This is a genomic window from Kribbella sp. NPDC051770, assembly GCF_040681455.1.
In the GTDB taxonomy this organism is placed as follows: Bacteria; Actinomycetota; Actinomycetes; order Propionibacteriales; family Kribbellaceae; genus Kribbella.
Window position 1 is genome coordinate 1 of the sequence record NZ_JBFAYT010000003.1, and the last position, 22,375, is coordinate 22,375.

Annotated in this window: 15 protein-coding genes; 6 read left to right on the plus strand and 9 right to left on the minus strand. The window is 70.8% G+C overall.

Going from position 1 to position 22,375, the window contains the following annotated elements; genetic code table 11:
* Positions 1 to 188 precede the first annotated feature (188 nt).
* The 5 genes from AB0M01_RS11425 to AB0M01_RS11445 form a co-directional block, all read right to left on the minus strand.
* Positions 189 to 842 carry a hypothetical protein gene (locus AB0M01_RS11425; RefSeq protein WP_363668130.1) on the minus strand — a complete coding sequence of 218 codons (654 nt, stop codon included), beginning with the start codon at positions 840 to 842 and terminating at the stop codon, positions 189 to 191.
* A 753-nt stretch (positions 843 to 1,595) separates the two neighbouring features.
* Positions 1,596 to 4,892 carry a chromosome segregation ATPase gene (locus tag AB0M01_RS11430; protein WP_363668132.1) on the minus strand — a complete coding sequence of 1,099 codons (3,297 nt, stop codon included), beginning with the start codon at positions 4,890 to 4,892 and terminating at the stop codon, positions 1,596 to 1,598.
* Positions 4,893 to 5,143: 251 nt separating this feature from the next.
* On the minus strand, positions 5,144 to 5,797 hold the full coding sequence (locus AB0M01_RS11435; RefSeq protein ID WP_363668134.1) for a hypothetical protein: 654 nt from the start codon (positions 5,795 to 5,797) through the stop codon (positions 5,144 to 5,146).
* A complete protein-coding gene (locus AB0M01_RS11440; protein WP_363668136.1) occupies positions 5,790 to 6,452 on the minus strand; it encodes a hypothetical protein in 663 nt (220 codons plus the stop codon). Before AB0M01_RS11440 ends, AB0M01_RS11435 begins: the two co-directional genes overlap by 8 nt.
* Positions 6,449 to 7,639, minus strand: a complete 1,191-nt coding sequence (locus AB0M01_RS11445; protein WP_363668138.1) for a hypothetical protein — start codon at positions 7,637 to 7,639, stop codon at positions 6,449 to 6,451. The genes AB0M01_RS11440 and AB0M01_RS11445 overlap by 4 nt, the downstream gene beginning before the upstream one ends.
* A 174-nt stretch (positions 7,640 to 7,813) precedes the next feature.
* Here AB0M01_RS11445 and AB0M01_RS11450 point away from each other — a divergent pair, with 174 nt between their 5' ends.
* Positions 7,814 to 8,791: a GDSL-type esterase/lipase family protein gene (locus AB0M01_RS11450; protein ID WP_363668140.1), complete on the plus strand. Its 978-nt coding sequence runs from the start codon at positions 7,814 to 7,816 to the stop codon at positions 8,789 to 8,791.
* On the opposite strand, the gene AB0M01_RS11455 is transcribed toward AB0M01_RS11450, so the two are convergent.
* Complete coding sequence (locus AB0M01_RS11455) at positions 8,769 to 10,055, minus strand: SWIM zinc finger family protein (RefSeq protein WP_363668142.1); 1,287 nt, start codon at positions 10,053 to 10,055, stop codon at positions 8,769 to 8,771. The genes AB0M01_RS11450 and AB0M01_RS11455 overlap by 23 nt on opposite strands.
* Positions 10,052 to 12,844, minus strand: coding sequence for a DEAD/DEAH box helicase (locus tag AB0M01_RS11460; protein ID WP_363668144.1), 2,793 nt, complete (start codon positions 12,842 to 12,844; stop codon positions 10,052 to 10,054). Before AB0M01_RS11460 ends, AB0M01_RS11455 begins: the two co-directional genes overlap by 4 nt.
* A gap of 69 nt (positions 12,845 to 12,913) precedes the next feature.
* Between AB0M01_RS11460 and AB0M01_RS11465 the strand changes: the two genes are divergently transcribed.
* On the plus strand, positions 12,914 to 13,900 hold the full coding sequence (locus tag AB0M01_RS11465; protein ID WP_363668146.1) for a zinc-binding dehydrogenase: 987 nt from the start codon (positions 12,914 to 12,916) through the stop codon (positions 13,898 to 13,900).
* Between the two features lie 144 nt (positions 13,901 to 14,044).
* Here AB0M01_RS11465 and AB0M01_RS11470 read toward each other — a convergent pair whose 3' ends face one another.
* The gene (locus tag AB0M01_RS11470) at positions 14,045 to 15,334 is read right to left on the minus strand and encodes a GGDEF domain-containing protein (protein WP_363668148.1); all 1,290 of its coding nucleotides are present in this window, start codon (positions 15,332 to 15,334) and stop codon (positions 14,045 to 14,047) included.
* Positions 15,335 to 15,480: 146 nt separating this feature from the next.
* Between AB0M01_RS11470 and AB0M01_RS11475 the strand changes: the two genes are divergently transcribed.
* Positions 15,481 to 15,657, plus strand: a complete 177-nt coding sequence (locus AB0M01_RS11475) for a DEAD/DEAH box helicase (RefSeq protein WP_363668150.1) — start codon at positions 15,481 to 15,483, stop codon at positions 15,655 to 15,657.
* A gap of 76 nt (positions 15,658 to 15,733) precedes the next feature.
* Here the strand turns inward: AB0M01_RS11475 and AB0M01_RS11480 are convergent, their stop codons facing one another.
* Positions 15,734 to 16,975 carry an MFS transporter gene (locus AB0M01_RS11480; protein WP_363668153.1) on the minus strand — a complete coding sequence of 414 codons (1,242 nt, stop codon included), beginning with the start codon at positions 16,973 to 16,975 and terminating at the stop codon, positions 15,734 to 15,736.
* A gap of 402 nt (positions 16,976 to 17,377) precedes the next feature.
* Here AB0M01_RS11480 and AB0M01_RS11485 point away from each other — a divergent pair, with 402 nt between their 5' ends.
* The 3 genes from AB0M01_RS11485 to AB0M01_RS11495 all read left to right on the plus strand — a co-directional run bounded on the left by AB0M01_RS11485 (position 17,378) and on the right by AB0M01_RS11495 (position 22,350).
* Complete coding sequence (locus AB0M01_RS11485) at positions 17,378 to 19,936, plus strand: MXAN_6230/SCO0854 family RING domain-containing protein (RefSeq protein ID WP_363668155.1); 2,559 nt, start codon at positions 17,378 to 17,380, stop codon at positions 19,934 to 19,936.
* Positions 19,937 to 20,180: 244 nt separating this feature from the next.
* Complete coding sequence (locus tag AB0M01_RS11490; protein WP_363668157.1) at positions 20,181 to 20,675, plus strand: hypothetical protein; 495 nt, start codon at positions 20,181 to 20,183, stop codon at positions 20,673 to 20,675.
* A 163-nt stretch (positions 20,676 to 20,838) separates the two neighbouring features.
* Complete coding sequence (locus AB0M01_RS11495; RefSeq protein WP_363668159.1) at positions 20,839 to 22,350, plus strand: ABC transporter substrate-binding protein; 1,512 nt, start codon at positions 20,839 to 20,841, stop codon at positions 22,348 to 22,350.
* The last annotated feature ends 25 nt before the right edge of the window (positions 22,351 to 22,375 follow it).

Sequence of the window (22,375 nt, forward strand, 5' to 3'; positions counted from 1 at the left end):
ATGGTACTGCGACCGGGAGGTCGTGGGAGAGTAGGACGTCGCCGGACATTCACACTGTTAAGGGCCACCCCACACCGGGGTGGCCCTTAACATTTCCCCAGAACTCTCGGGCAGCACATTTCCCCAAGGACTCTTCGTCAGCAGATCGTTCGAGCGGTCGGCCTGTCAGGCCGGCCGCTTTCGTGCGTTCAGAGGTCTTCGGGAGTGATGCCTACGAGGGCGGCTGCGGCGCAGATGTGGACCGGTGAGAGGTCGATCGGGGCTACCGGGGCCTGGAGAAGAGTCCCTCGTTCGAACGGGGTCAGGTCGATGTCGATGCCGTGGGCGCCGGCGACCATGCCGCGGACGTAGGTCAGCCAGCCCATCGTGGGGATTCCGCGGCGGAACAGGCCTGCGGAGGTCGCGAGCTCGGTGTCGGCGATGCTCGCCCACTCTGGCTCCCAGATGGTGACAACCGCTCGGAGGACCTGGGCGAAGCGCTCTGACTGGATGAGAGCGTCTTCGTCGCTCCAGTGGAGGGTCAGCTGGTCGGACGCGGTGGTCAGGGTGCTGCCCATGGAGAGGTCGAAGAGCCAGGGCAGGTCGCCGGTGCTCTGGAGGTGGAGTCTGGTGGTGCTGGAACCGTTCGACAGGACCTTGGTAGTGGCCTCAACCATCTCCTCGAGGGGAGTGGTGCCGTCGGCCTCCAGTACGTGGTAGCCCCAGCGCTCGTCCTGGGTCCAGGCGTGCACGTCGGGGAAGGCCACGGCGACTGCGGTGAGTGTTCGGCCTACGCGGAGAGCGCGCTGCTCGACGGACTCGTCGCGGTGCGACCACTGGGCGCGCAGAAGCCAGGTCGCCATTCACGCCCTCCGATCGGTTACCGGCTGGAGTTGCCCCACGGACGGTACGCCGCGTGATGACGGGTTGGCCAGATGTGAGCGGTGGGAGCGGGGGAGATCCCCGTTCGGCAGACGCGTCACGGGTCTAGTCTGCCGGATCGGGGGATCGGTCCAGACCACCGGGGTGGGTTTTCGGAGGATCGCGGTCAAATCGGGTGGTGGTGGGGGCTGTTGGAGGGGGTGGATGAGGAGGGACGGAGGGGAGGCGCACGTCGTTGTCGTGCGGGTGCGGGTGCGGGTGCGGGTGCGGGTGCGGGTGCGGGTGCGGGTGCGGGTGCGGGTGCTGGCGCACGGCGGGTGGCGCACGGTCGTCGTCGACGGGTGGATTCCCGAGACCCTCGGGCCGGATTGGGCTGGGGGGGTGGGAATGCGGCCGGTGGGGTTGCCTGGGGTGAGGTCGCTGCGGCCGGGAAGAGAAGGAAAGACGGGGCAGTGGGGACGGCCGAGGCATGGCTCGGCCGAGATGGGCCATGCGGAGGCTCGGCCCGGCGGAGGTGGGGCGGCTGAGTCGTGGCTCAGTCGAGGTGGGGCTTGGCGGAGGGCTCGCGGAAGCGGGCTCGGGGCGCGTTGGGCGCCCGGGAGAATGCCCTTGGGTAGCGGAGGCCCGGGTGGGTTTGGGGGAAGGGTGCCTAGGTAGGGGTAGGGGACCTTGGGGTGCCGAGGCTTGGGTGGGTGGGCTTGGCGGGTGGTTGGTGGTCGCCTCTGCGTGGGGGGTTACTGGGTGTCGAGCGTGGGGGTGGGGAGGTCGAGGGTGGGGGCGGGGCCTCGGTAGGAGTCGAGCCAGGTGCGGAGGAGTTCTACTCGCGCGGCGTAGTCTTCGTTGCCCTTGACGACTGGGGACTGGTTGTAGGGCATGGTGTCGGAGCTTCGGCGGAGTTTCACGTACAGGCGGGAGGACGCCAGGGCGTAGCGTTCCATGTCGTCCTGGAGGGCGCCGATGACGGTGATGTTGCGGTCTCGGCCGATTTGTTCGAAGAGGGCTACTGCCTCGCGGCGGTGCTGGGAGCCGAGGTTGCGGCCCAGTTCGTCGAGGATGAGGAGTAGGGGGCGGTCGCTGCCGCCGGCCAGGGCTGCGGCGCAGACCAGCTTGACGGCCTTCTCGTCCATTTGGGCGGTGTTGCCCTTGACGTTGAAGGCGGAGAACGGGCCACCCTCGGAGCGGCGCCACTTGGGGGTGACGGTCCAGCGCCAGGGCTTGTCGGGCTCGGACGGCGGGTCGGGCTCGGGGAACTCGAGCTTGGCGCCGTAGCCGCCGTACGCCTGGTCCAGGCGGTCGAACTCGTTCGAGACGAGGCGCAGGCGGGACTTGATGCCGTCGGCCAGGGACGCCCGGTGGGCGCGGGCGGTGCTTTCGGCTTCGCCGAGGCCCTCGCGGGCGCGTTCCAGGGCGGCGTTGCGCTCGGCGCGTTGGCTGGCGATTTGTTGTTGCTGGAGGCTGTCGAAGGTCTCGTGCTGGGCGAGGTGGCTCGCGAGCGTGCGCTGCAGCGCGGGGACCAGGCCGACACGCGTGCCGAGGGTGCCGGTTGACCAGCCGTCGGCGCCGTTGAGGATCTCCCACAGCTCGGACGGGATTTCCTCCCGGGAGCGTGCGTTCGGGAAGCAGCGGCGGATGACGTCGTCGAGTTGCGTCGAGGTCTGGTGGTTCCAGTCGGCCGTCGTACGGCGCTGGGTGTCGGCGGGGAGCGCGAGGAGGAATTCGGACGCTTCGTCGGCGGTGCCGCCCCAGGCCGTCGTACGGGACACCAGGTCGAGGCCGGTTTGCTCCTCGAGGAGTACCAGACGGCGGCCGCCGAGTTCGTCGAGGAGGCGGTCGTGTTCGCGGCGCGTGGCTTCGAGGTTCTTCAGGCGCTCGTCGCGGACCAGTTGCTGGCCGGCGGCTGCCTCGGCGGACTCCTTCGCGGCCTGGAGCTGGGGAGCGAGCAGGTCGCGGTCGGACTCGTGGCGGTCGTTCTCCTCGCGCAGGGCGAGCATCTGCTCCTGCAGGTCGGAGGCGGTGCCGAGTGCGCGGGCGGCCGCCGTACGGCGTTCGGCCTGCTGGACGCGGGAGCGGGCCTGTTCGAGGGCGGCCGCGGCGTCGGTGCGGGCCTCGACTGCCGACTCCAGGCGGCGGCGGGCTGCCTCGATGCGGGCGGTGCGGCCGGTGATCGGTTCGTCGTGCTGGCCGACGGAGAGGACTCCGGCGGGGTCGTCGATGAACTCCTTCGAGGCGCGCTCGGCGAGCGTGGCGAAGAAGGTGTCGAGGGAGAAGCGCGAGTCGGCGGAGGCCGGGCCACCGGCGGACTTGCGACCCTTCGAGGACTGACCGGTGGTCGTACTGTCGCCAGGTCGGTTCGCGAGGATGAGGAGGAAGCCTGGGTAACCCGCGTCGGCCAGCGCCATGGCGGCGAGGGTGGCGTCGTCGGCGTCGACGACGACGGCTTCGCTGTACGGCGCGAGGCGCGGCTCCCACTCGGCGCGGGCCGCGGTGGGGAGCTCGGTGATGTCGGTGAGGGCGCCGCAGGCGATGCCGGCGTTCTCCAGAACCTGCTGCTGAGGTGCGGATACCGTCTGGCCGCTCTCGGCCTCGCGGAGGTCGGCGGTTGCCTGGTCGACCGTGAGCCGGGCCGCGTGGTCGCGGCCGATGTGCTCCTCCAGTACGGCGCGCGCCTCGTCCTGCTCGGTCAGCGCGACGTCCAGCTCACGGCCGTCGGCGGAGCGGCCCGCGTCGACCAGGCGGCGGTGCTCCTGGCCGAGGCGTTCCAGCCGCTCGCGGACCGAGCGCTGTGCGAGGTCCAGCTCGCGGTCGCGGGCGTCGAGCTTGTCGCGTTCCTGGCGGGTCAGCTGTACGTCGCGGAGGAGGTTCTCCTCGCTGCCGAACGCGTCGATCTCGCTGTCGACCGCCTCGCGGCGCGCCTCCTGCTCGGCGACGCGCTCGTCGAGCGTGGCCAGCTCCTGCAGGATCTCCGTGTTGCGGGCGTCGCCGTCGACCAGGTGTCGGGCGCAGCGCGCCAGCCACGACTCCTTGGCTGCTGCCAGAGCTGAGCGGGCTGCTGCGCGCTGCAGGATGCCCGCCTCGACGGTGGCCATCTCCTGCTCCCAGCGCTGCAGGTCGGCGGCCGCCTGCTTCGTCGCCTCGCGCTGGGTGTGCTCGGCGGAGCGGTGCGCCTGCTCCTGCTCCAGCTCGTGGTCGAGGCCGGTGAGCGTGGCGATCGCGTTGAAGATGCGCGCCGGGCCCAGCTCGTTCAAGGGCTCGGCGAGGAGGTTCGCGGTCGGGCTGGAACGGACCGACGTCGACAGGAACGAGACGCAGCGCACCTGGCCGCCGTACAGGACCTGGGAGAGCTTGTTCGCGTGGTAGTCGGTGCGGCCGTTCGAGTGCGGGAGGGCGGCCCAGAGGGCGTCCGCGCCGGCGGCGCGCTCGGACTCGGTCGCGCCGTACGGGACGTGCAGGCCGTTCTTCCAGCGCAGATCGAGGTACGACGCCTTGCGGTTGATGCGGATCCAGACCGTGATCGCGGCCGCCTCGATCTCCGCGAGATCGGTCAGGTCGGGGTCGGAGAAGACGCCGACGATGTAGCCGCGGTCCACGTTCGACCAGTTGCCCTCCTGGCCGGCTGCTTCGGCGGTGAAGAGGAGCTCGGCGGCGCCGGGAGCGCCGCTGGTGAGGCGCCACTGGTCGTCGGCGTGGAGGAGGGAGAGGGCGGCGATCCACGAGGACTTGCCGGCGCCGTTGGAGTCGACCGGGCCCTGGCCGGCGACGGTGACGAGGCCTTGGCCGACCATCGGGATCGGGTGGGTGGAGAGGCGGGAGAGGTCGACGACCTGTACGCCGAGGAGGACCTTCGAGCCGAGGATGTCGAAGGCGCCGTCGGCGGGGGAGTCGGGGGTGCGGCGGGATCTGGGTTTGGGGTCGGCCGGGACATCCGCGTCGTGGGTCGCTGCGGGCGTGTCGGAGTCGGTCGCGTCCGCGGGCGCGGTGGCGGCGCCGGGCTTGGTCGCCTTCGGCTTCGCGCTGGTGGGCTCGGGGCTCACGGGGGTGCTCGAGTTTGCGGGAGCGCTGGGCTCCGGGGGCGCGGAGACAGAGGTGTCCGCGCCTGCGGTGTCCGGGGCGGCGGGAGCAGCGCCCGGAGTAGTCGCGGGGGCAGGCGTGTCGGCCGCGACATCCGGCGCGGCGGAGGTTGCGTCCGAGGCGATGCTTGGCGCTGCCTTCTTCGAGCGCTTGGGCGACGCGGGCGGCGCGGCTGCCTTCGGGGTTTCCTTCGGCTGCTCGGGCTGGGGTGGGGTCATGCCGGTGCCTCGTCTTCGGTGATGCCTTTGCGGGCTCGGATGGCTTCCGCGATCGGGCTGGCTGGGGCGGCCGCGAGGATCAACTGGTCCTGGAGGCGGCGGCGGGCGGCCGGGGTGAGTCGTTGGAGTTGGGGGCCGGGGATGTAGCTCGGGCCGCCGGAGTGGTCGCCGGAGAGTTGGATCAGGCCGGCGGCGCGGAGTCTCTGCAGGGCCAGGCGGCGTTCTTCGCCGCTGATCTTCGTGGTGCGCAGCTCGTCGACGGTGGTGGGGCGGGCTGATTTCCAGCTGTCGCCGGTGAGGATGCCTTCGCTGCGGGGGATCGCCACCGAGTGGATCAGCACGAGGACCAGTACAGCGCGGTCGACAGCGGACAGCGGCTGCCAGCCTTGGGCGGTGAGGGTTTCGGCGACGTCGTCGGCGTAGCCGGAGGTCCAGTGGGTGCCGTCGACCTTCACCAGCACTCGACCGATCAGGGTCAGCATCTTCTGGACCTGGCGGCGGAGGGTGACGTCGCGGAGGCCCGGGAGTTGGACTTCGGCGACCGGGTTGGCGGCGTACTGGACTGCGCTGAAGGCGGCCAGGACCTCGTCGCGGGAACGGTCGCTGAGGTCGCGCAGGATCGGGTCGAAGAGGGCGTGCTGGTCAGTCAACGGAGTCCTCCGGGGAGGAAACCGAGGGGGCAGCGTCAGCAGTAGCCGCGTCGGCCTCGTCCGAAGGCAGCGGATCCGCCGGCGTCTCCGCCTTGCGCTCCACCAGTACGGCGGCCGGCGGGTCCGGCAGCACCCGGCAGATCTCCCGCAGCGTCGCCAGGTCGCTCACCCCCCACGTGATCGTCCGCGGCCCCAACCGGACCTCGCCGTTCTTCTCGTCCCACAGGATCCACTGCGTGGCGGCCAACCGCCGCAGACTCCCGATGATCAGCGTGAGATCACTCGACTGCTCAGGCCGACCACGCATCCCGGCGTACACGGCCTTGATCTGAGTCAGCGTCCCCACGACACCAGGCCAAGCCGAAGCATCGCGCTCGGTCCAGCAGCACGCGACGCAGATCGACAGCACCCGCGCCGTCTCGTTCGGCATCTCCACCGCGACCGGCGGAGCGCCGAGCTCCTCCAGCACCCGGTGGCCGGCGCCGTCAGGAAGCATCGGCAGGACCCAAACCCCGGACCCGTCCGGCTCGACAGCGCGCGCCAGACCGGCGACCGCAGGCGTGTCCACATCGACCTTCAGAGCACCGCCGGACTGCACCTTCGCCCACCACAGCGCGTTGTACACCCGCCCGTTCTCCACGACCTCCGACGTCATCGGACCACCCGCCGGAACACGCCCTCGGTCGCCCACGGCGTCCCGGCCGACGGATCGATCCGCATCCCGTCCGACCACACCAGCTCGTAGTCGAGCTCGTCGTGCAAGTGCGCCGCGGTCAGCTCAGCCAGCACGCGCCGCGCGGTCACCCAGTCCCCGGCGTCGTCCACCACGGCCACGATGTCCACGCTCGACCGTCCGGCCAGCACCCGCTCGGCCTCCGCGCGCAGATCCTCGCGATCCGTCGCGGCCGCCGACTCAGGCGCCTCGGTCTCCGCCGAAGGTCGCGGCGGCGCCATCCGCGCCGACCCCGTACGCCGACCGGTCTCGACCGCCTCCAGCATCGTCTCCGGCGAGAAGTCCGGCGCGGCGGCGTCGAACAGCAACCCATCCAGTACGCCGGCCAACACCTCCGTCTCGCTACCCCGCGTGAACGACAGCCACGTCTCGATCGGCAGCAGCCCCAGCGCCCGCGTTGTCCCGGCTCGCTCGACCAGCCGCCCAGCGGCGAGCTGCACCGCGTCGGCGTACGCCGCCAGCGCCATCCGCAGCTGGGTGCAGTCCCGGTGCAGTGACGGCCAGCGCTCGAGGACGGTCCGGTGCACCTTCTCGGCCTGCTCGATCAGCCGCTCGTTTCCCCAGGCGAGCTGCGCGTTCTCGCGCAGCTGCGCCGTCGTACTGGTCGAGACCAGGATGGCCAGCTCGTTCCCGAGCAGGCGGAAGACCTTCGTCAGCCGCAGGATCGATGCCTGGCCCTCGTCCTGCGTGGCCCGCGGGTCGCTGACGCTGTGCGCCTCGAGCGTGAGCAGCTGGTGCAGCTCGCCCTGGCCGCCCTGGACCGACATCCGGCGCAGGAACATCAGCATCACGTACGGCGCGAACGCCGCGCGGTGGCGCAGCTCGTTGGGCCGGTCGACCAGCTTGGTGATCGCACCGTACTGGCGCAGCACCTCGAAGCGGCGGACCACCAGGTCGTGCGGGAACGCGCGGCAGGCCTGGGTCGCCTGCTCGACGGTCATCCCGTCGCTGCCGGCCTCGGCGAACGCGTCCAGGATCGCCTGGTCGACGTCGAGCAGCTCCGGGTCGACGATCATCGCGCCGGCCTCGCGGGCGAGCACGGCGAACACCTGCCGGTAGACCCGCAGCACCGCGGCTTCCGCCTCGGCGTCCAGCAACGTGGCGTCCATCGCACCTCCTCCCGTCGGTCTCCGCCCCGAATCGGCGACCAGACAAGGGACTCTAGCGACCGGGGGCACCAGACCGAAAACCGACTGACCGGCAGCTTGTGGACAACCCGCTCGCCCACCGATCCCACGCCCGGGCGAGAATTGGCCGGTCGTCGCCGAACAGGGAGAGTCGCCGTGCCGTTCGTACCGGGTGAAGTCGTCGCGCCGGGGGATCCGCGGATCCTGCTGGAGGGCCAGTGGGGTCACCAGCCGGGCCTGGCCGTGACCGTGAACACCGGCTCGCGGATGGCGTTCGGCTTCAGCGGCACCGGGCTGCAGGTGCTGTTCGACACCGACGGTCTCGAGGTCGCGCCGCACCTGTGGGTGACCGTGGACGACGGCGAGCCGGTGCTGCACCTGATCGAGGAGCCGGTGCTGCAGCTGGACGTCGAGGACGGCCGGCACACGGTCGAGCTCGTGGTGAAGGACGTCAACGAGTTCGTGAACCGGTGGGAGCCGCCGTTCGCCTGCGCGGTCAGCTTCGCCGGTCTGGTCCTGAACGACCGGTCGACGCTGCGGCTCGGCGCGCAGCCGGGCGGTCCGCGGTTCGAGTTCTACGGCGACTCGATCACGCAGGGCGTTCGCGCGCTGAGCGCGGACCCGGAGTCGGCCGGCGCCGACGGGACGCGCGCGTTCGCGTACCTGACCGCGCGCGCGTTCGGCGCCTCGGCGTACCAGGTCGGTTTCGGGCGCCAGGGCGTCGTGAAGCCGGGTAACGGTGGGGTCCCGGCCGGGCCGGAGTCGTTCGGCTGGAATTTCGCTGGCTCCCGCGCGCTCCGGATCGCCGCCCCGGACCTGGTCGTGCTCAACCTCGGCGTCAACGACGACACGCTCACCCCCGACCAGTACGCCGGCTACGTCCGCGTCGTCCGGACGGCGTACCCGACCAGCACGATCGTTGCCTTGAGCCCCTTCAGCGGCAAGTACGCCGCCGAGATCGAGACCGGCGTGAAGTCGCTCGACGACGCGGCGGTGCACTACGTCGCGACCACCGGCTGGATCACCGAGGCCGACTGCACCGACGGTCTGCACCCGTCGGTCGCCGGTCACGCCGCGATCGCCGACCGCCTGATCCCCGTCCTGGAGGAGCTCACCGGCCTCCGGCGTCGCTGAGCGACCACGGGTCTGCCGCCGGGGGACCGGTCAGCGTCCAGTCCCCGAAGTGCTCGGCGAACAGGTACCACAGCCCGTCACGTCCGAGCCGTAGCTGCCGGCGCCCCGAGGTCACCCGGTTCCTGTCGACCCGGGGCGCGTCGGCCCAAGCAGGCCCGCGACTAGCGCCCGCCAGGCGACCACTGTCGGCCTCTGCGGCCGCCAGCGCCGCCTCGCCCTCAGCGAGCGCTCCCGGCTCCGGCTGGAACGCCTCGGCAGCCACCGCGAGCCCGCCGGCTCCGCCCTCACGCCAGGCGACCGCCCAGCTCGTCAGCTTCCGCGAGGACATCCCGGCGCGATGCGCCAGGTCCGCCAGCGCAGCCCGACCGAGCACCTCTGCTGCCCGCCGAGCCAAGTCCTGCTCAAAACTCAGCGACAACCCACCGTCGCCGTCTCCAACAGCCAGCTCCCACCCGCGCCGCGCAGCGTCCGTCGCCAGCGTCACCAGGTCAGCCGCCTCAACACCCGACGACCGAGGCGGCCCCAGCGCCAGCACAGCAGCCGGTACGCCGGCCTGCCCACCAGGCCGCAGCGGCGTCGGCACAGCAGCAGCTGTCGCAGCAAACGCCTGCCGAGCCAGTACGCCGCTAGGCTTCACCTTGACGGCAGTTGTCGGAGCAGCACTGCTCTTCCGCCGAGCCCGCAGCGCCTCCAACAGCTCGTCCCGCCTCCGCCCCCGCAGCAGCAGCAACGCGAACGGGTCGTCGTCCAGCGCATCCGCGATCAGGTAGCAGACCGCCGCCGAGTGCTTGCAGGGCACAGCGAAGTCCGGACAGTTGCACGCCGTCCGCACCTCACCAGCACCCGGCAGCAGCTCCAGCCCAGCAGCCTGTACGTCGTCCAGCAGCTCCGGCGGCAGCTCACCGTCCAGCAGCGCCGCCACCCGCCCGATCTGCGCCGACACCACGTCCAGCACCGAGTCCCACTCGGCGTCGGTGAACGCGTTGATCTCCACAGTCACCCCGTACGGCGTGACGCGGCTGCCCTGCACCTCCGCCCGTACGACGCCCGGGTCGACCACCAGCTCCAGCACGCTGCCGCGCCGCGCGTACGACCGGCCGCGCGCCAGGCGCCCCGGGTCCAGCCGGGCTCGGTGCTCCAGCGCCTCCACCCAGGCCTTGCCCCACCACGTCGTACCGAACGGCCTGCGCGCACCCGGCCCCTTGGCCGCTGGCAGCCCGGCGTTGTCGCTGGACCGGCGCCAGCTCTGCCACGGCGTACTCATGGCTTCTTCCCCACAGCAGAAGGGTTGTGGACGCTGGCAGCACCAGCCGGCACCGGAGCCGTCGTCAGCTCGACCAGCTCCGTCAGCTCGGTGTCGGACAGCTCACTGAGCCAGGCCTCGCCCGAGCCGACCACTGCGTCGGCCAGGTCGCGCTTGGCCGCGATGACCGTAGCGATCCGGTCCTCCAACGTGTTCTCCGTGACCAGCCGATGCACCTGCACCGGCTGGTCCTGGCCGATCCGGTAGGCACGGTCGGTGGCCTGGTCCTCGACCGCCGGGTTCCACCAGCGGTCGTAGTGCACGACGTGCGTGGCTCTGGTCAGCGTCAGCCCGACCCCACCGGCCTTCAGCGACAGCAGGAACACCTGCTGCTCACCGGACTGGAACTGCTCGACCATCTGCTCGCGCCGCCGGACCCCGATGCCGCCGTGCAGGAACAGCGAGCCGATCTGCCGCGTCGTCAGGTGCGCCTCGATCAGCCGGCCCATCTCGACGTACTGGCTGAAGATCAGCACCGACTCACCCTCGGCCAGGATGACGTCGAGCAGCTCGTCCAACGCAGCGAGCTTGCCGGAGCGGCGGGGGAGCGGGCCGGGCTCGTGCAGGAACTGCGCCGGGTGGTTGCAGACCTGCTTGAGCTGAGTGAGCAGGCTCAGCACCAACCCGCGCCGCTCGATCCCCTGCGCCTGCTCGATCCTGGCGAGCGTCTCCTTCGCGACAGCCTGGTACAGCGTCGCCTGCTCGGTCGTCAGCGGTACGACGACGTCGTGCTCGGTCTTCGGCGGCAGCTCGGGCGCGATGCCCGGGTCGGACTTGCGCCGCCGGAGCAGGAACGGCCTGGTCACGCGGGCCAGCCGGGCGGTCGCCTCCTCGTCGTGGTACCGCTCGACCGGTACGGCGAGGCTGTGCCGGAACCGCTCCAGCGTGCCGAGCAGGCCGGGCGCGGCCCAGTCGAGGATCGACCACAGCTCGGACAGCCGGTTCTCGACCGGTGTCCCGGTCAGCGCGATTCTGGTTGCTCCGGGCAACGTTCTGAGGGTGCGCGCGGTCCGTGACAGCGGGTTCTTCGCGTGCTGCGCCTCGTCGGCGACGACCAGGCCCCAGCCGATCTCACCGAGCACGCGGTGGTCCTGGCGGACGACGCCGTACGTCGTGAGCACGACCTCGTCGGCGCCGAGATCGCTCAGCGAGCGGGCGGTGCCGTGGTACCGGCGGACGGCGACGTCGGGCGCGAACTTGGCGAACTCGCGCTCCCACGTGCCGAGCAGCGTCGACGGGCAGACCACCAGCGTCGGCCCGCGGCCGCGGCCGGACAGGTGGAGGTGCAGCGCGATCACCTGGATCGTCTTGCCCAGGCCCATGTCGTCGGCGAGGCAGCCGCCGAGCCCCAGCTCAGCCAGCTGGGCCATCCAGGCGACACCGCGCCGCTGGTAGTCGCGAAGCGTTGCTCGGAGACCTGCTGGCTCAGCGAAGGGCTGCGGCTCCTCTGCTGTTCGCAGCCGGTCCACCATCGTCTCCAGCGAGCCGCTGGGCTCGAACTCGACCAGCTCCCCGTCCACCTCGACCCGGCCGGTCAGCGCGGCCGCCAGCGCCTCAGCACCGGTCAGCTTGCGGGACGTGCCCCGGCGGAGCTTGCGGACGAGGTCCTGGTCGATGCGGACCCAGCGGCCACGCATCCGGATCATCGGCCGCTTCGCCTCGGCCAGTGCGGTGATCTCCTGCTCGGTCAGCTCGGAGCCGTCGAGTGTCGGGCGCCACTTGAACGCCAGGAGGTCGTGCAGCGTGAAGTCGGGGCCGCTGACCGCTGTCGGAGTCGGTGTGGCTGCTACTGCGCCTCGTACGGCGAGCTCACCGGCGAAGAGCTCGGCCGGCCAGAGCACCTCGATGCCTGCGCCGTCCAGCGCGGTGCTGTCGGTGGCGAGGTCGTCAAGTGCGTCGTCGTCGATGGTGATGTCGGAGGGCGCTGCGTCCTCCAGCGCTGCTGTCAGCGGTGGCCAGACGCGTGCGCCGCGTCGCAGCGCCAGGAGGAGGTCTGTCTCGGCTCGCTCACCCAGCGCTGCCAGTACGGCGGGAGGTGCGCTCCAGACGTCGGCCACGTCGACCAGCAGGCTCGGGTCTACTCCGCTGCGCAGCTGCAGCACTGCGCGGAAGTCCTCCAGGTGGTCAGGCGGCTCGATGCGGAGCACCAGGCGGGCGCCGGCCTCCTCAGCGAGCGCCGTCTCGCTCAGCCAGTCGGTGGGGCCGGTCAGCTCGCGCGGCTCGGTGTCGGCGAACGCTGCTGCACCAGCTCGTACGGCGACCGCTGCTGCGGGGGTGCGGACGAGGGTGTCGGCCAGCGCGTCCCAGAACGCGCGCACCAGTTCGTCGGGCGCGACCAGCCGGAGCGGCTTCGACCCGGGGACCGGCAGAGCATGCCCGTACGCCGGCATCGCGGCGGCGAGGTTCTTGAGCCAGCCGCGGTCGGTGGGGTCGAGCGGAGCGACGCGCCAGGCGCCGAAGCCCGCGGGGGTCGCATCAGGGACGATGCGGCCGCGGCCGATCACGGCGAAGCCCGCCCAGAGAGCGGCAGCCCAAGCCCGCCCACTGAGACTCGCGTTCACCTCATCAAGACTCAAATGATCAATGGCCTCCCGAACGCTCAGCAGCTTCGCCGGCACCGTCACCCGCCGGACCCGCTCACCCCGCGGCTGCACCACCTCGATCCGCTCGTCACCGCGCACGCCGTCGCCGTACAGCGCGAGCCGGCCCGCGCGCGGCGGGTCGGCGGGAAGGAAGACCACCTCGACCACGCCCCGCAATGTACGCGGCCGCACCGACAGCTTGACCTCAACCATCGTTCAGGTACCAGGCTGCGACCCATGACAACCACCATGCGAGCCGCCGTCGTGACCGCCTTCGGCGACGCCGGCGTGATCCAGATCCAGGACCTTCCCCGACCCGTTCCCGCCGCCGGTGAGGTGCTCGTCGACGTCCAGCTGACCGACCTGATCTTCGTCGAGACGGCGATCCGGGCCGGCCAGCACGGCGGGTTCTTCGACGTCACTCCGCCGTACGTGCCCGGCAACTCGTTCGGCGGTGTCGTCCGCGCGGTCGGTGCGGGGGTCAGCGCCGACTGGATCGGCAAGACCGTCACCGGCCGGACAGCATCCTTTGGCGCGCACGCCGAGCAGGCCGTCGCCGCGGCGGACGGCCTCCACGAGGTCCCCGAGGGCCTCACCTTGGAGACCGCCGTCGCAGTCTCCGGTGACGGCTACACCGCGCTCATGCTCGAAGAGTTGGTCCCCGACCTGACCGGCAAGCATGTCCTGATCACCGCAGCCGCAGGCGGCATGGGGATCCTCCTCGTCCAGCTCGCGCACCGCGCCGGCGCGCACGTCATCGCCGCCGCCCGCGGTCGGGCCAAGCTCGGCCTCGTCCGGGCCCATCACGCCGACGTCGTGATCGACTACAGCCAACCAGGCTGGGAAAAATCGGTGCTAGAGGCAACCAACGGCGCGGGTGCCGACATCGTCTTCGAGGGCGCCGGCGGCACCCTGGGCGCGACCGCCTTCACGGTCACCGCCGACCACGGCTGGTTCTCCGCGCACGGTGCCCCGAGCGGCGGTTTCGCGGCGTACGACGAAGCGGACGCGGCGCGCCGGGGGATCACCGTCAAGGGCATCCTCGACCTGCGCGTCGACACCACCACGACCACCGTCAGCGCCGACGAGGTCCTCCGCCGAGCCGCTGCCGGAGACCTGGTCCCGGTCGTCGACCGCGTCTACCCACTGGCCGAGCTGGCCGACGCCCACCGCGCCATGACTGGCCGCGAACTCGTCGGCAAGGCCCTGATCCGCGTCAGCTGACGACCGCGTGGCAGGCGAGTAGCGCCGAGAGGACTACGACTGGGCCACGACGGGTTAGCTGCGGGGCTCAGGCGGGCACCAGACAGGTGGGAGGTCCCGCCGATGACCACACCTGTGCTGAGCCCTGCACGCCCTAGGCGTGCGTCAGTTGTCGATGGACTGGTGGTCCAGCGGGGGACCGGGCCGCGCCGAGACGATCTGGTTGCGGCCACCGCGCTTGGCGGTCAGCAGGGCGTTGTCGGCGGCCAGCACGAGCTGGTCCATGGTGCCGGCGACGTCGGGGTACACCGCGGCACCGAACGAGGCCGGGACGCCGCTGATCACCGCAGTACGGTTGGCGGCCGTCTCCACCGAGACGGTGAGGGCGCTGAGCCGGTCGCGGATCCGCTCGGCGACCTCCAGCACCTCGCCCTCGGAGGCGCCGGGCAGCAGCACCGCCAGCTCGTCGCCACCGACCCGCGCGACCAGGTCGCCCTGTCGGACCTCGGCGCGGACGCTCTCACCGACAGCGCGGAGCGCCCGGTCACCAGCCGGGTGTCCGTAGGTGTCGTTGATCTCCTTGAACTTGTCCAGGTCCAGCATCAGCAGCCCGACGCTGCTGCGCAGCGACTCGGCCCGGGCGAGCTCGGCCGGTACTGCGTTCGCCCAGTACGACGGGGTGGCCAGGCCGGTCTTGACGTCGACACCGGCGGCCCGCTGGTACTGCGGGAGCAGCAGGTCCCGGTGCAGCGCCAGGACGGTGACCATCAGCACCGGCACGACCCAGGGGTACGACGACTGGAGCGCGGCGATCGCGATGCCCAGCCCGAGACCGGCGCAGATCACCAGCTGGTGCGACAGCTCGCCGAGCGCGTCCTTGGCCGTTGCCTCCGGCGACGAAATCAGGATGGCGCCGACGACCAGCGCGTAGTTGACCAGCCACCAGGTCGCGGCAGCGGCCAGGACGACCAGCAGCGACCAGAAGTCCGTAGGAACCCGCGGCTCGGTGAGCAGACCGCCGCTGCGCAGTACGGCAGCGGCAGCGGCGCTGGCCAGGATGCAGGTGGAGTTGGAGAAGATCTTGCGGTGCGCGATCGTGCGCCCGAACACCCGGAACCACGAGTACACGTAGGACAGCACGATCAGCGGGATCACCAGCGACAGCGGGAGCAGCAGCAGGCTGGCGAAGAACCAGAGGCACTTGAGGTTCGTGTGCGGAGAGGTGTTGGCGGCCATCTCCCGGCGCCGCTCGATCCCGCGGGCGGACTCCAGGTGCAGCGTGGACGCGACCGCGAGGACGGCGAACGCCGTCCACTCCGCGGTGCTGATCGGGCCGCCGAGCACCGACGACCGCACCGCCAGGGCAGTGATGGCCAGCGCGACCGCGTCGACCGCGAGCACGTAACCGAGCGCCGAGGGCGGCAGCGACCACAGTTTCCATTGCCGGGGTGGCACCCAACCGCTCCGACCGATCAGAATCATCATTAGCCTCACACTGTTCAGCCTGAACGGTATTACGAACATCGTAGTGGGTTGCTCACTTCAGGTCACCCCCACCCCCGGGGGAATCCTCATTCAACTGTTCGGAAGGGTCGAGAACCATGGCTAAGACGACGCGCGGCACGGGCCACAGCAACGACTGGTTCACCGGTGGCAGCAACGACTGGTTCGCTGGTCAGAGCAACGATTGGTTCGTCGGCGGGAGCAACGACTGGTTCACCGGCGGCAGCAACGACTGGTTCTGCGGAAATGTTCGTACGGCCAGCAACGACTGGTGACGGTCGGTAAATCTTTACTGCCCTCTTACATTCAAACCCGGTGATTCCGGAACGGTATTCGGGATTTACCGCTCCGTTATTCTCCGGGCTCGGTCGCAGCTCGGCGGGCGCGTGCCCAGGCAGCGCCTGCCGCGACCGCGGCCAGCGTGCCCGCGGTGCCCATCACGGCGACCGACAGCGGTGCTCCGAACGGTTCCGCGAGCGCTCCCGCGAGCAGGATGCCGAGTCCTTGGCTGCCCTTCAGCGCGGTACTGGCCACACCGAAGGCCTGCCCCCTTTGGTGGTCCGGTACGGCTTGGACGAAGGCGGCGCTCGTGGGCAGGTGGTACGCCGACGCGAGCCCTGACAGCGCCCACAACCCGACGGTGGGCAGCAGCGCGGGCTCGAACGCGCACAGGACCAGTGGGATGCACGCCCCTGCCGCCAGCGGACCGATCAGCCGCATCCTGCGCTCCGGCGGCAGGAGGGTGATCAGCCACATGCCCAGCACGGCTCCGGCCGGGCTGGCGGCCAGCAGGAGGCCCGACGCCTCCTTGCCCTGGCCGATCGCGTCGGCGTACGGGACTGCGAGGCCTTCGACGGTGACGTAGAAGCCGGCGATGGTCGCCAGGGCGATCAGCGCGCGCAGCTTCGGCGTACGGAGGACCAGGGAGGTGCCTGCGGCCAGGTCGCTGAAGTAGCTGCCGCGTGCTCGCTCGCTGCGGCCTTCCTGCGGAGGAGCCGGGCGGCTGCGGACACCGACGGCGATGAGCAGTGCGGACAGCAGGAACGTGCCGGAGTCGAGCAGCAGACCGCCGGAGACGCCGACGGCGACCACGATGACTCCACCGGTTCCGAAGCCGAGCACCTGGCTGAACTGGACCACCATGTCGTTGGCGGCCTTGCCCAGCACGTAGTGGTCGCCCGGTAGTACCACTGGCAACGTGGCGGCGCGTGCTGCGTTGAAGGGCGAGCCGAACGCCTGCAGACCGAGCAGCAGCACGATGACCGCCCACAGCGGCAGGGCCTCGATCGCCATCGCTGCAACGACTACAGCCCTCGCCAGGTCTGTGACGATCATCACCTGACGCCGCGGGTAGCGGTCGGCGAATCCGGCCAGCAGCGGCCCGAACACCAGGTCCGGGATGAAGGTCAGCGCGTAGGTGAGAGCGGTCAGTCCGGCCGACGCGGTGCGTTCGTAGACGAGCACCGACAACGCCACCCGGGCCAGCTGGTCACCGGCGACGGACAGGATCCCGGCCAGGAACAACGCCCGGAACTCCGTGTGCCCGAAGACGTCCCGCCAGCGCGCACGCTCCACCCCCACCCCACCGACCATGCAGAGACCTTAACCACAATCAGTGCTGCCACACCTGCCCGCTGTGACGACAGGGGAATCCCTTCGGCGTGACCTTGCCGACACCAGGCGTGGATCAAGGGTTTGAGTACGGCGAATCAGTGCCACATCCCTGGCCCGGGTGTCGATGCGTTTGTCCCTGCCCTCTATCCTGGAGTCCTTCGGTACCGGGGTCTGGGCGGGGCGGCCCCGACCCTGGTACTGGAGCTCTTCTCCCGGGTTCGAGAATCTCTCCCCGGATCGCAGCAAACTGTCGGTGGCTCCCGGTAGCGTTCTTCTGGCCAGGGGCGGCTCCTGGACGTGCTTCCTTCTCCTTTCCAAGGCCAAGTAGCGCGTCCGCTCTCCGCCCCTGGCGCTGCTCTCCTTCGCCTGCCAGGAGGTTCGATGCCGGACGCGCTCGCCGCGGTGCTGCTGCGCCGCCGGCGCCTGGTCGACGGCGACCGCCTGACGCCACCGGTCCGCCGCTCCGCCTGGCAGTGGCTGAAGCGTCCGCTGAGCACACAGACCGGTCTCGGCGCGCTGCAGGCCGACCTGATCCAGCGCGGCTTCCTGATGTCGGTCGCTCTCTACCGGTACGCCGCCGGCCTCAACCCGCTGGCCCTGACCGGTTTCGGCCGCGACCTGCTCGCGCTGCTCGGCCAGGAGTCGGGTGCTGATGCCCAGCACGTCCCGCTGTTCCGCGGCTTCCCGGAGAGCGTGCCAGGCAACACGGAGACCTTCTACGTGAACCGGGTCTTCGCCAGGCTGCTGCAGGGGCCGGAGCAGCCGTGCGTGCTGTGTGGCGAGACCGGCAAGGTGCATCCGGTGTCCCCGTGCGCGCATCTGGTCTGCCGCGCTTGCTGGGACGGCGCGGACTTCAGCGCGTGTCCGTTGTGCTTGCGGCGGATCGACCAGGACGACCCGTTCCTGGAGCCGTCGTACGACGAGGTGCCGGGTCCGGTCGACGGGGATCGGCTGCGCCTGCTCGGGCTGGCTCCGCCCAGCGCTGCGCAGACCACCGCCGCAGACCTGCTCGCGCGCCGATCGCCCTTGTCCGTGGTGGATCGCGCCGACCTCGCCGTCCTGCTGCACGACGCCGACCCGAGCTGGCTCCCACCGGAGATCCCCGTCCGCGAGACCCGCGCGGTCGTCGTCGCCCAGCTCATGCAGCGGCACCCGTCGGTCGTCGACCAGCTCGAGACCGCCACCGACGTACTGCGCCTCCTGTACGCGCTGATGGACGCCGACCCCGGCCTCCGCACCGCCCCCGTACGCCGCCGCTCGCTCCCGCGCGCCGTACGGCGTACTGTCCTGGCCCGCCTCGACCTCATCCCGCTGGAGACTCTGGTCGAGGACCTGCTCCGCCACGAGCGCGCCTGGAAGCGGATCGCCGAGAACCTGCACCCCTTCGAGTACGCCGAGCGCTACCCGGCGGCCGCGACCGCGTTCGCGCTGATCCGCCGGACGACGCTGACCTCGGCGCACCCCGCCGTACTGTCCGAAGCCGCCCGGCACCCGTGGCTCCGGCTGGAGCCCGTCCCCGGCGGCGGTGTGCAGCTGAAGACGAACACCTTCGCCGGCCGCCTCGAGGGCGCCTTCGCCGACAACCGGCCGGTCGCCGCGCTCGACCTGCTGCGCCAGCGACCAGGTGATCTGGTGCGGCGCCTCGTGCACCTGGCGCGCGTCCTCCCGCCGGATGCGCACGGCGTACTGGTGGAAGCGCTCGGCACGGCGGTCTCCGACGTCTCACCGGTCGTGCTCACCGCCGCGCTCGGCCAGATCCGCACTCCACCAGGCGATCTGCGGCTGTTCTTCCCCCGCGGCGGCACCACCAAGGTCTGGACCACGGTCGACGAGCGCGACCCGCTCCCGGCGCCGCTCGCGACCGCGCTGGCCGGCCTGATCGTCGCCGAGTTGTTGCGCAGGGCAAGCGCTTTGCCGCGGCTGCGACGCGCTTTCCTCGACGAGGAGCTGAGCCTGCTCGCCGCACCCGGCTCCGAGCGCGCGACGTCGTCGACGCTGCTGCGGATGACCCGGGGGAGTGCCCAGCCGATCCCGCTCGACGACCACCTGCGCCTGTTCCTGCACTGGCAGGAGCCGCCGACGCAGCGCGTCGATCTCGACCTGTCGGTCGCCGTCTTCGACACCGAGTGGCGGTTCGTCGGGCTGTGCGACTACACCCGGCTCCGCTTCGACCAGGACGCGCTGGTGCACTCCGGCGATCTGACGTCGGCGCCCGGTCCGCTCGGGGCGACGGAGTTCGTCGACCTCGATCTCGTCGCCGTCCGGCGAGTCGGCGGGCGGTATCTACTGCCCGTCGTTTTCAGCTACAACAACGTCCCGTTCGACCGGTTGCAGCGCGGCTTCGCCGGGGTGATGCGACAGCCGGCGGAGCTGTTCGACCCGATGGCCGTCGAGGACCGCTTCGACCTGACCGGCCCGGCGAAGATCCTGATGCCGTTCGGCGTCGACCTGCAGACCAAGGAGCTGCGCTGGTACGACGTCAACCTGAGCGCCGCCGGGTACCGGCACAGCATCGCGAAGTACGCCGGCCAGCTCGCGCTGATGTCGGCCGCGCTCGAGGAGGTCCACGGCTCGGGCGACCGCGTCTCGCTCTGGGAGATCGCCTGCTGGCACGCAGCGGCCCGCACCGACGAGGTGGTGGTCCGCTGCGCCGACGGCTCAGTTGTCGGCTACGTCCGAACCCCCGAAGAAGACACCACAACCTTCGCCCACCGCCTCACCACCCGCCGGGAACCAGACCGCGTGTGGGACACCGATGCCGCTCAGCGCGCCGACTTCGTCGCGGTGCTCTCGGGTGACGACCTGAACCCGCCGCCGGGCGCGACGGTGTTCGCGCTGCATCCTCGCCTGCTGGACCCCACGACTCACCACCTGATCGCCGCCCCGAGCCTGCTGTCGCCCCTGAAGCCTGACGCCCGAGCCCGGCTCGCCACCCACTGAGTCGCGTCGGCAGTTGCGGCGGAGCAGCGGCCGGCCCGCCCGGCCCTCGGCCCGCCCAACCACTTCGTGGGCGGTGCTGCCGGACTCTCACCCTCCGGCAGCACCTGCACGGGCCCCACTCACCCCGATGCGTCGCGTCGCGACGAGGTTGCGGAGTTTCACATTCCGGTGACGCGCCGCGGTGCGGCGGCGACGTGGGCCCGGGACCGGAGTACAAAGGAAGAGTCGGCGAAGGGAGCCAACCATGAGCTACGACGTGGTGGTGCTCATCGAACGTGAGATGAGCGAGGGCGACGCCGCAAGGGTCGCCGCCCTGCACGCGAGGCACGACGACGCGGTGGACTACCACCTGCTCGTCTCCAGCCATCCGACCGAGGGCATCGCCGGGCCGATGGCCCTGCTCGGGTCCAGCTTCGCCGACGTCGCGGGGCTGTCCCGTGCCGCCGCCCAAGCCGGTACGGCGACCGCGCTCGCGGACCCGCAGTACGACCTCGCGTCGGTGATCGAGCACAGCTCGCGCCGGCTGCGCGGCCGCAACCCGGGCACCGTGAACGTCTCGATCACGCACGGCGAGATCCTGCTCGCGCTGCGCACCCTGGTGAACAGCACGAAGAGTCAGGAGGTGGTCGTGGTCGCCTGGCCGGAGACCGCGGCCCGGTTCGTCTGCTCGGACTGGACCACCCGGGCGCGCAAGGAGCTGAAGGTCCCGAGGGTCCGCGTGGTGGAACACGACACCTGACCAGCGTCGGGCCGTACGGCGTACGGCCGGAAGGTCCTTGACACCTCCTGACGGTCGGACAACCCTGGTGAACCGGTTTGCCCGAGGGCGTGCCTCCGAGCCTGCCGCGCGCCGCGCGGCAGACTAGGGGGCCACACTGTCCGACCAGTTCAGGAGCTCCTGCGTGAAGTCCTACCTCACCCCCGTGGTCGCGCTGCTCGGTTCGGCCACGCTGCTGGCGGTCGCGGCCTGCTCGGCCGGTTCCGGCTCCTCCTCGGGGTCGGGCTCGCCCGGCGCGGACCAGTCGCTGGCGATCGGGCTGGTCGCCGAGCCGGCCAGCCTGGACTTCACCACCACCGACGGTGCGGCGATCCCGCAGGCGCTGCTCGGCAACGTCTACAACGGCCTGGTCAAGCAGGACGAGACCGGCAAGATCGTCCCGGACCTGGCCAAGTCGTGGACGGTCTCGGCCGACCGGAAGACCTACGTGTTCACGCTGGTCGACAACGCGAAGTTCACCAACGGGCAGGCCTTCACCGCCGACGACGCGGTGTTCAGCATCGACCGGGTGAAGACGGCGTGGACGACGTCGCTGAAGGCCGCGATGGACGTGGTGCAGACCGCGAAGGCGGTGTCGCCGACCGAGCTCCAGGTGACGCTGGCCAAGCCGAGCAACGACTGGCTGTTCCGGATGACGACCCGGATCGGCGCGATGTTCTCCAAGACCGGCGTCGACAAGCTGGCCACAGAGCCGGTCGGCACCGGCCCGTACAAGTTCGGTTCCTGGAAGCGCGGCGACTCGATCGTGCTGCAGCGCAACGACGCGTACTGGGGGACCAAGCCGTACTTCGGCCAGGTGACGCTGAAGTACTTCAAGGACCCGACGGCGCTGAACAACGCGCTGCTCACCGGAACCATCAACGTGGTCGGCACCGTGCAGGCGCCGGAGGCGCTCAGCCAGTTCACCAGCAACGACAAGTACCAGGTGATCGAGGGCACGACCAACGGCGAGGTGCTGCTGTCGTTCAACAACGCGAAGGCGCCGCTGAGCGATATCCGGGTTCGGCAGGCGATCCGGTCGGCGATCGATCACAAGGCGCTGCTCGACACCTGCTGGGCGGGCCGCGGCAAGCTGATCGGGTCGATGGTGCCGCCGACCGATCCCTGGTACGAGGACCTGACCGGCGTCGCGCCGTACGACCTGAACAAGGCGAAGTCGTTGCTGCAGGCAGCTGGTGCCACCGGCAAGAGTCTTCGGTTGCGGCTGCCAACGTTGCCTTACGCAACCTCTTGCGGGCAGGTGGTGAAGAGCCAGCTGGAGCAGGCCGGGCTGAAGGTGCAGATCGACCAGCTCGAGTTCCCGGCGGCCTGGCTGACCGCCGTCCTGAAGAACGCCGACTACGACATGTCGATCATCGCGCACGTCGAACCGCGCGACCTCGGAGCCGTCTTCAACGCGAAGTACTACACCCGGTACGACGACCCGACGCTGCAGCAGGAGCTGGCCGCGGCCGATGCCGGTGACGAGGCGACGCAGATCGCCGAGATGAAGAAGGCGGCGCGCCGGTTGTCGGAGCAGGCGGCCGCGGACTGGCTGTTCCTGATCCCGAACCTGATGGTCGCCGACAAGGACCTGAAGGGCCTGCCGCAGAACGCGATCACCGAGTCGCTCGACCTGTCCACGCTGTCGCGATGACCCTGCGACCGGTGTCGCGATGATC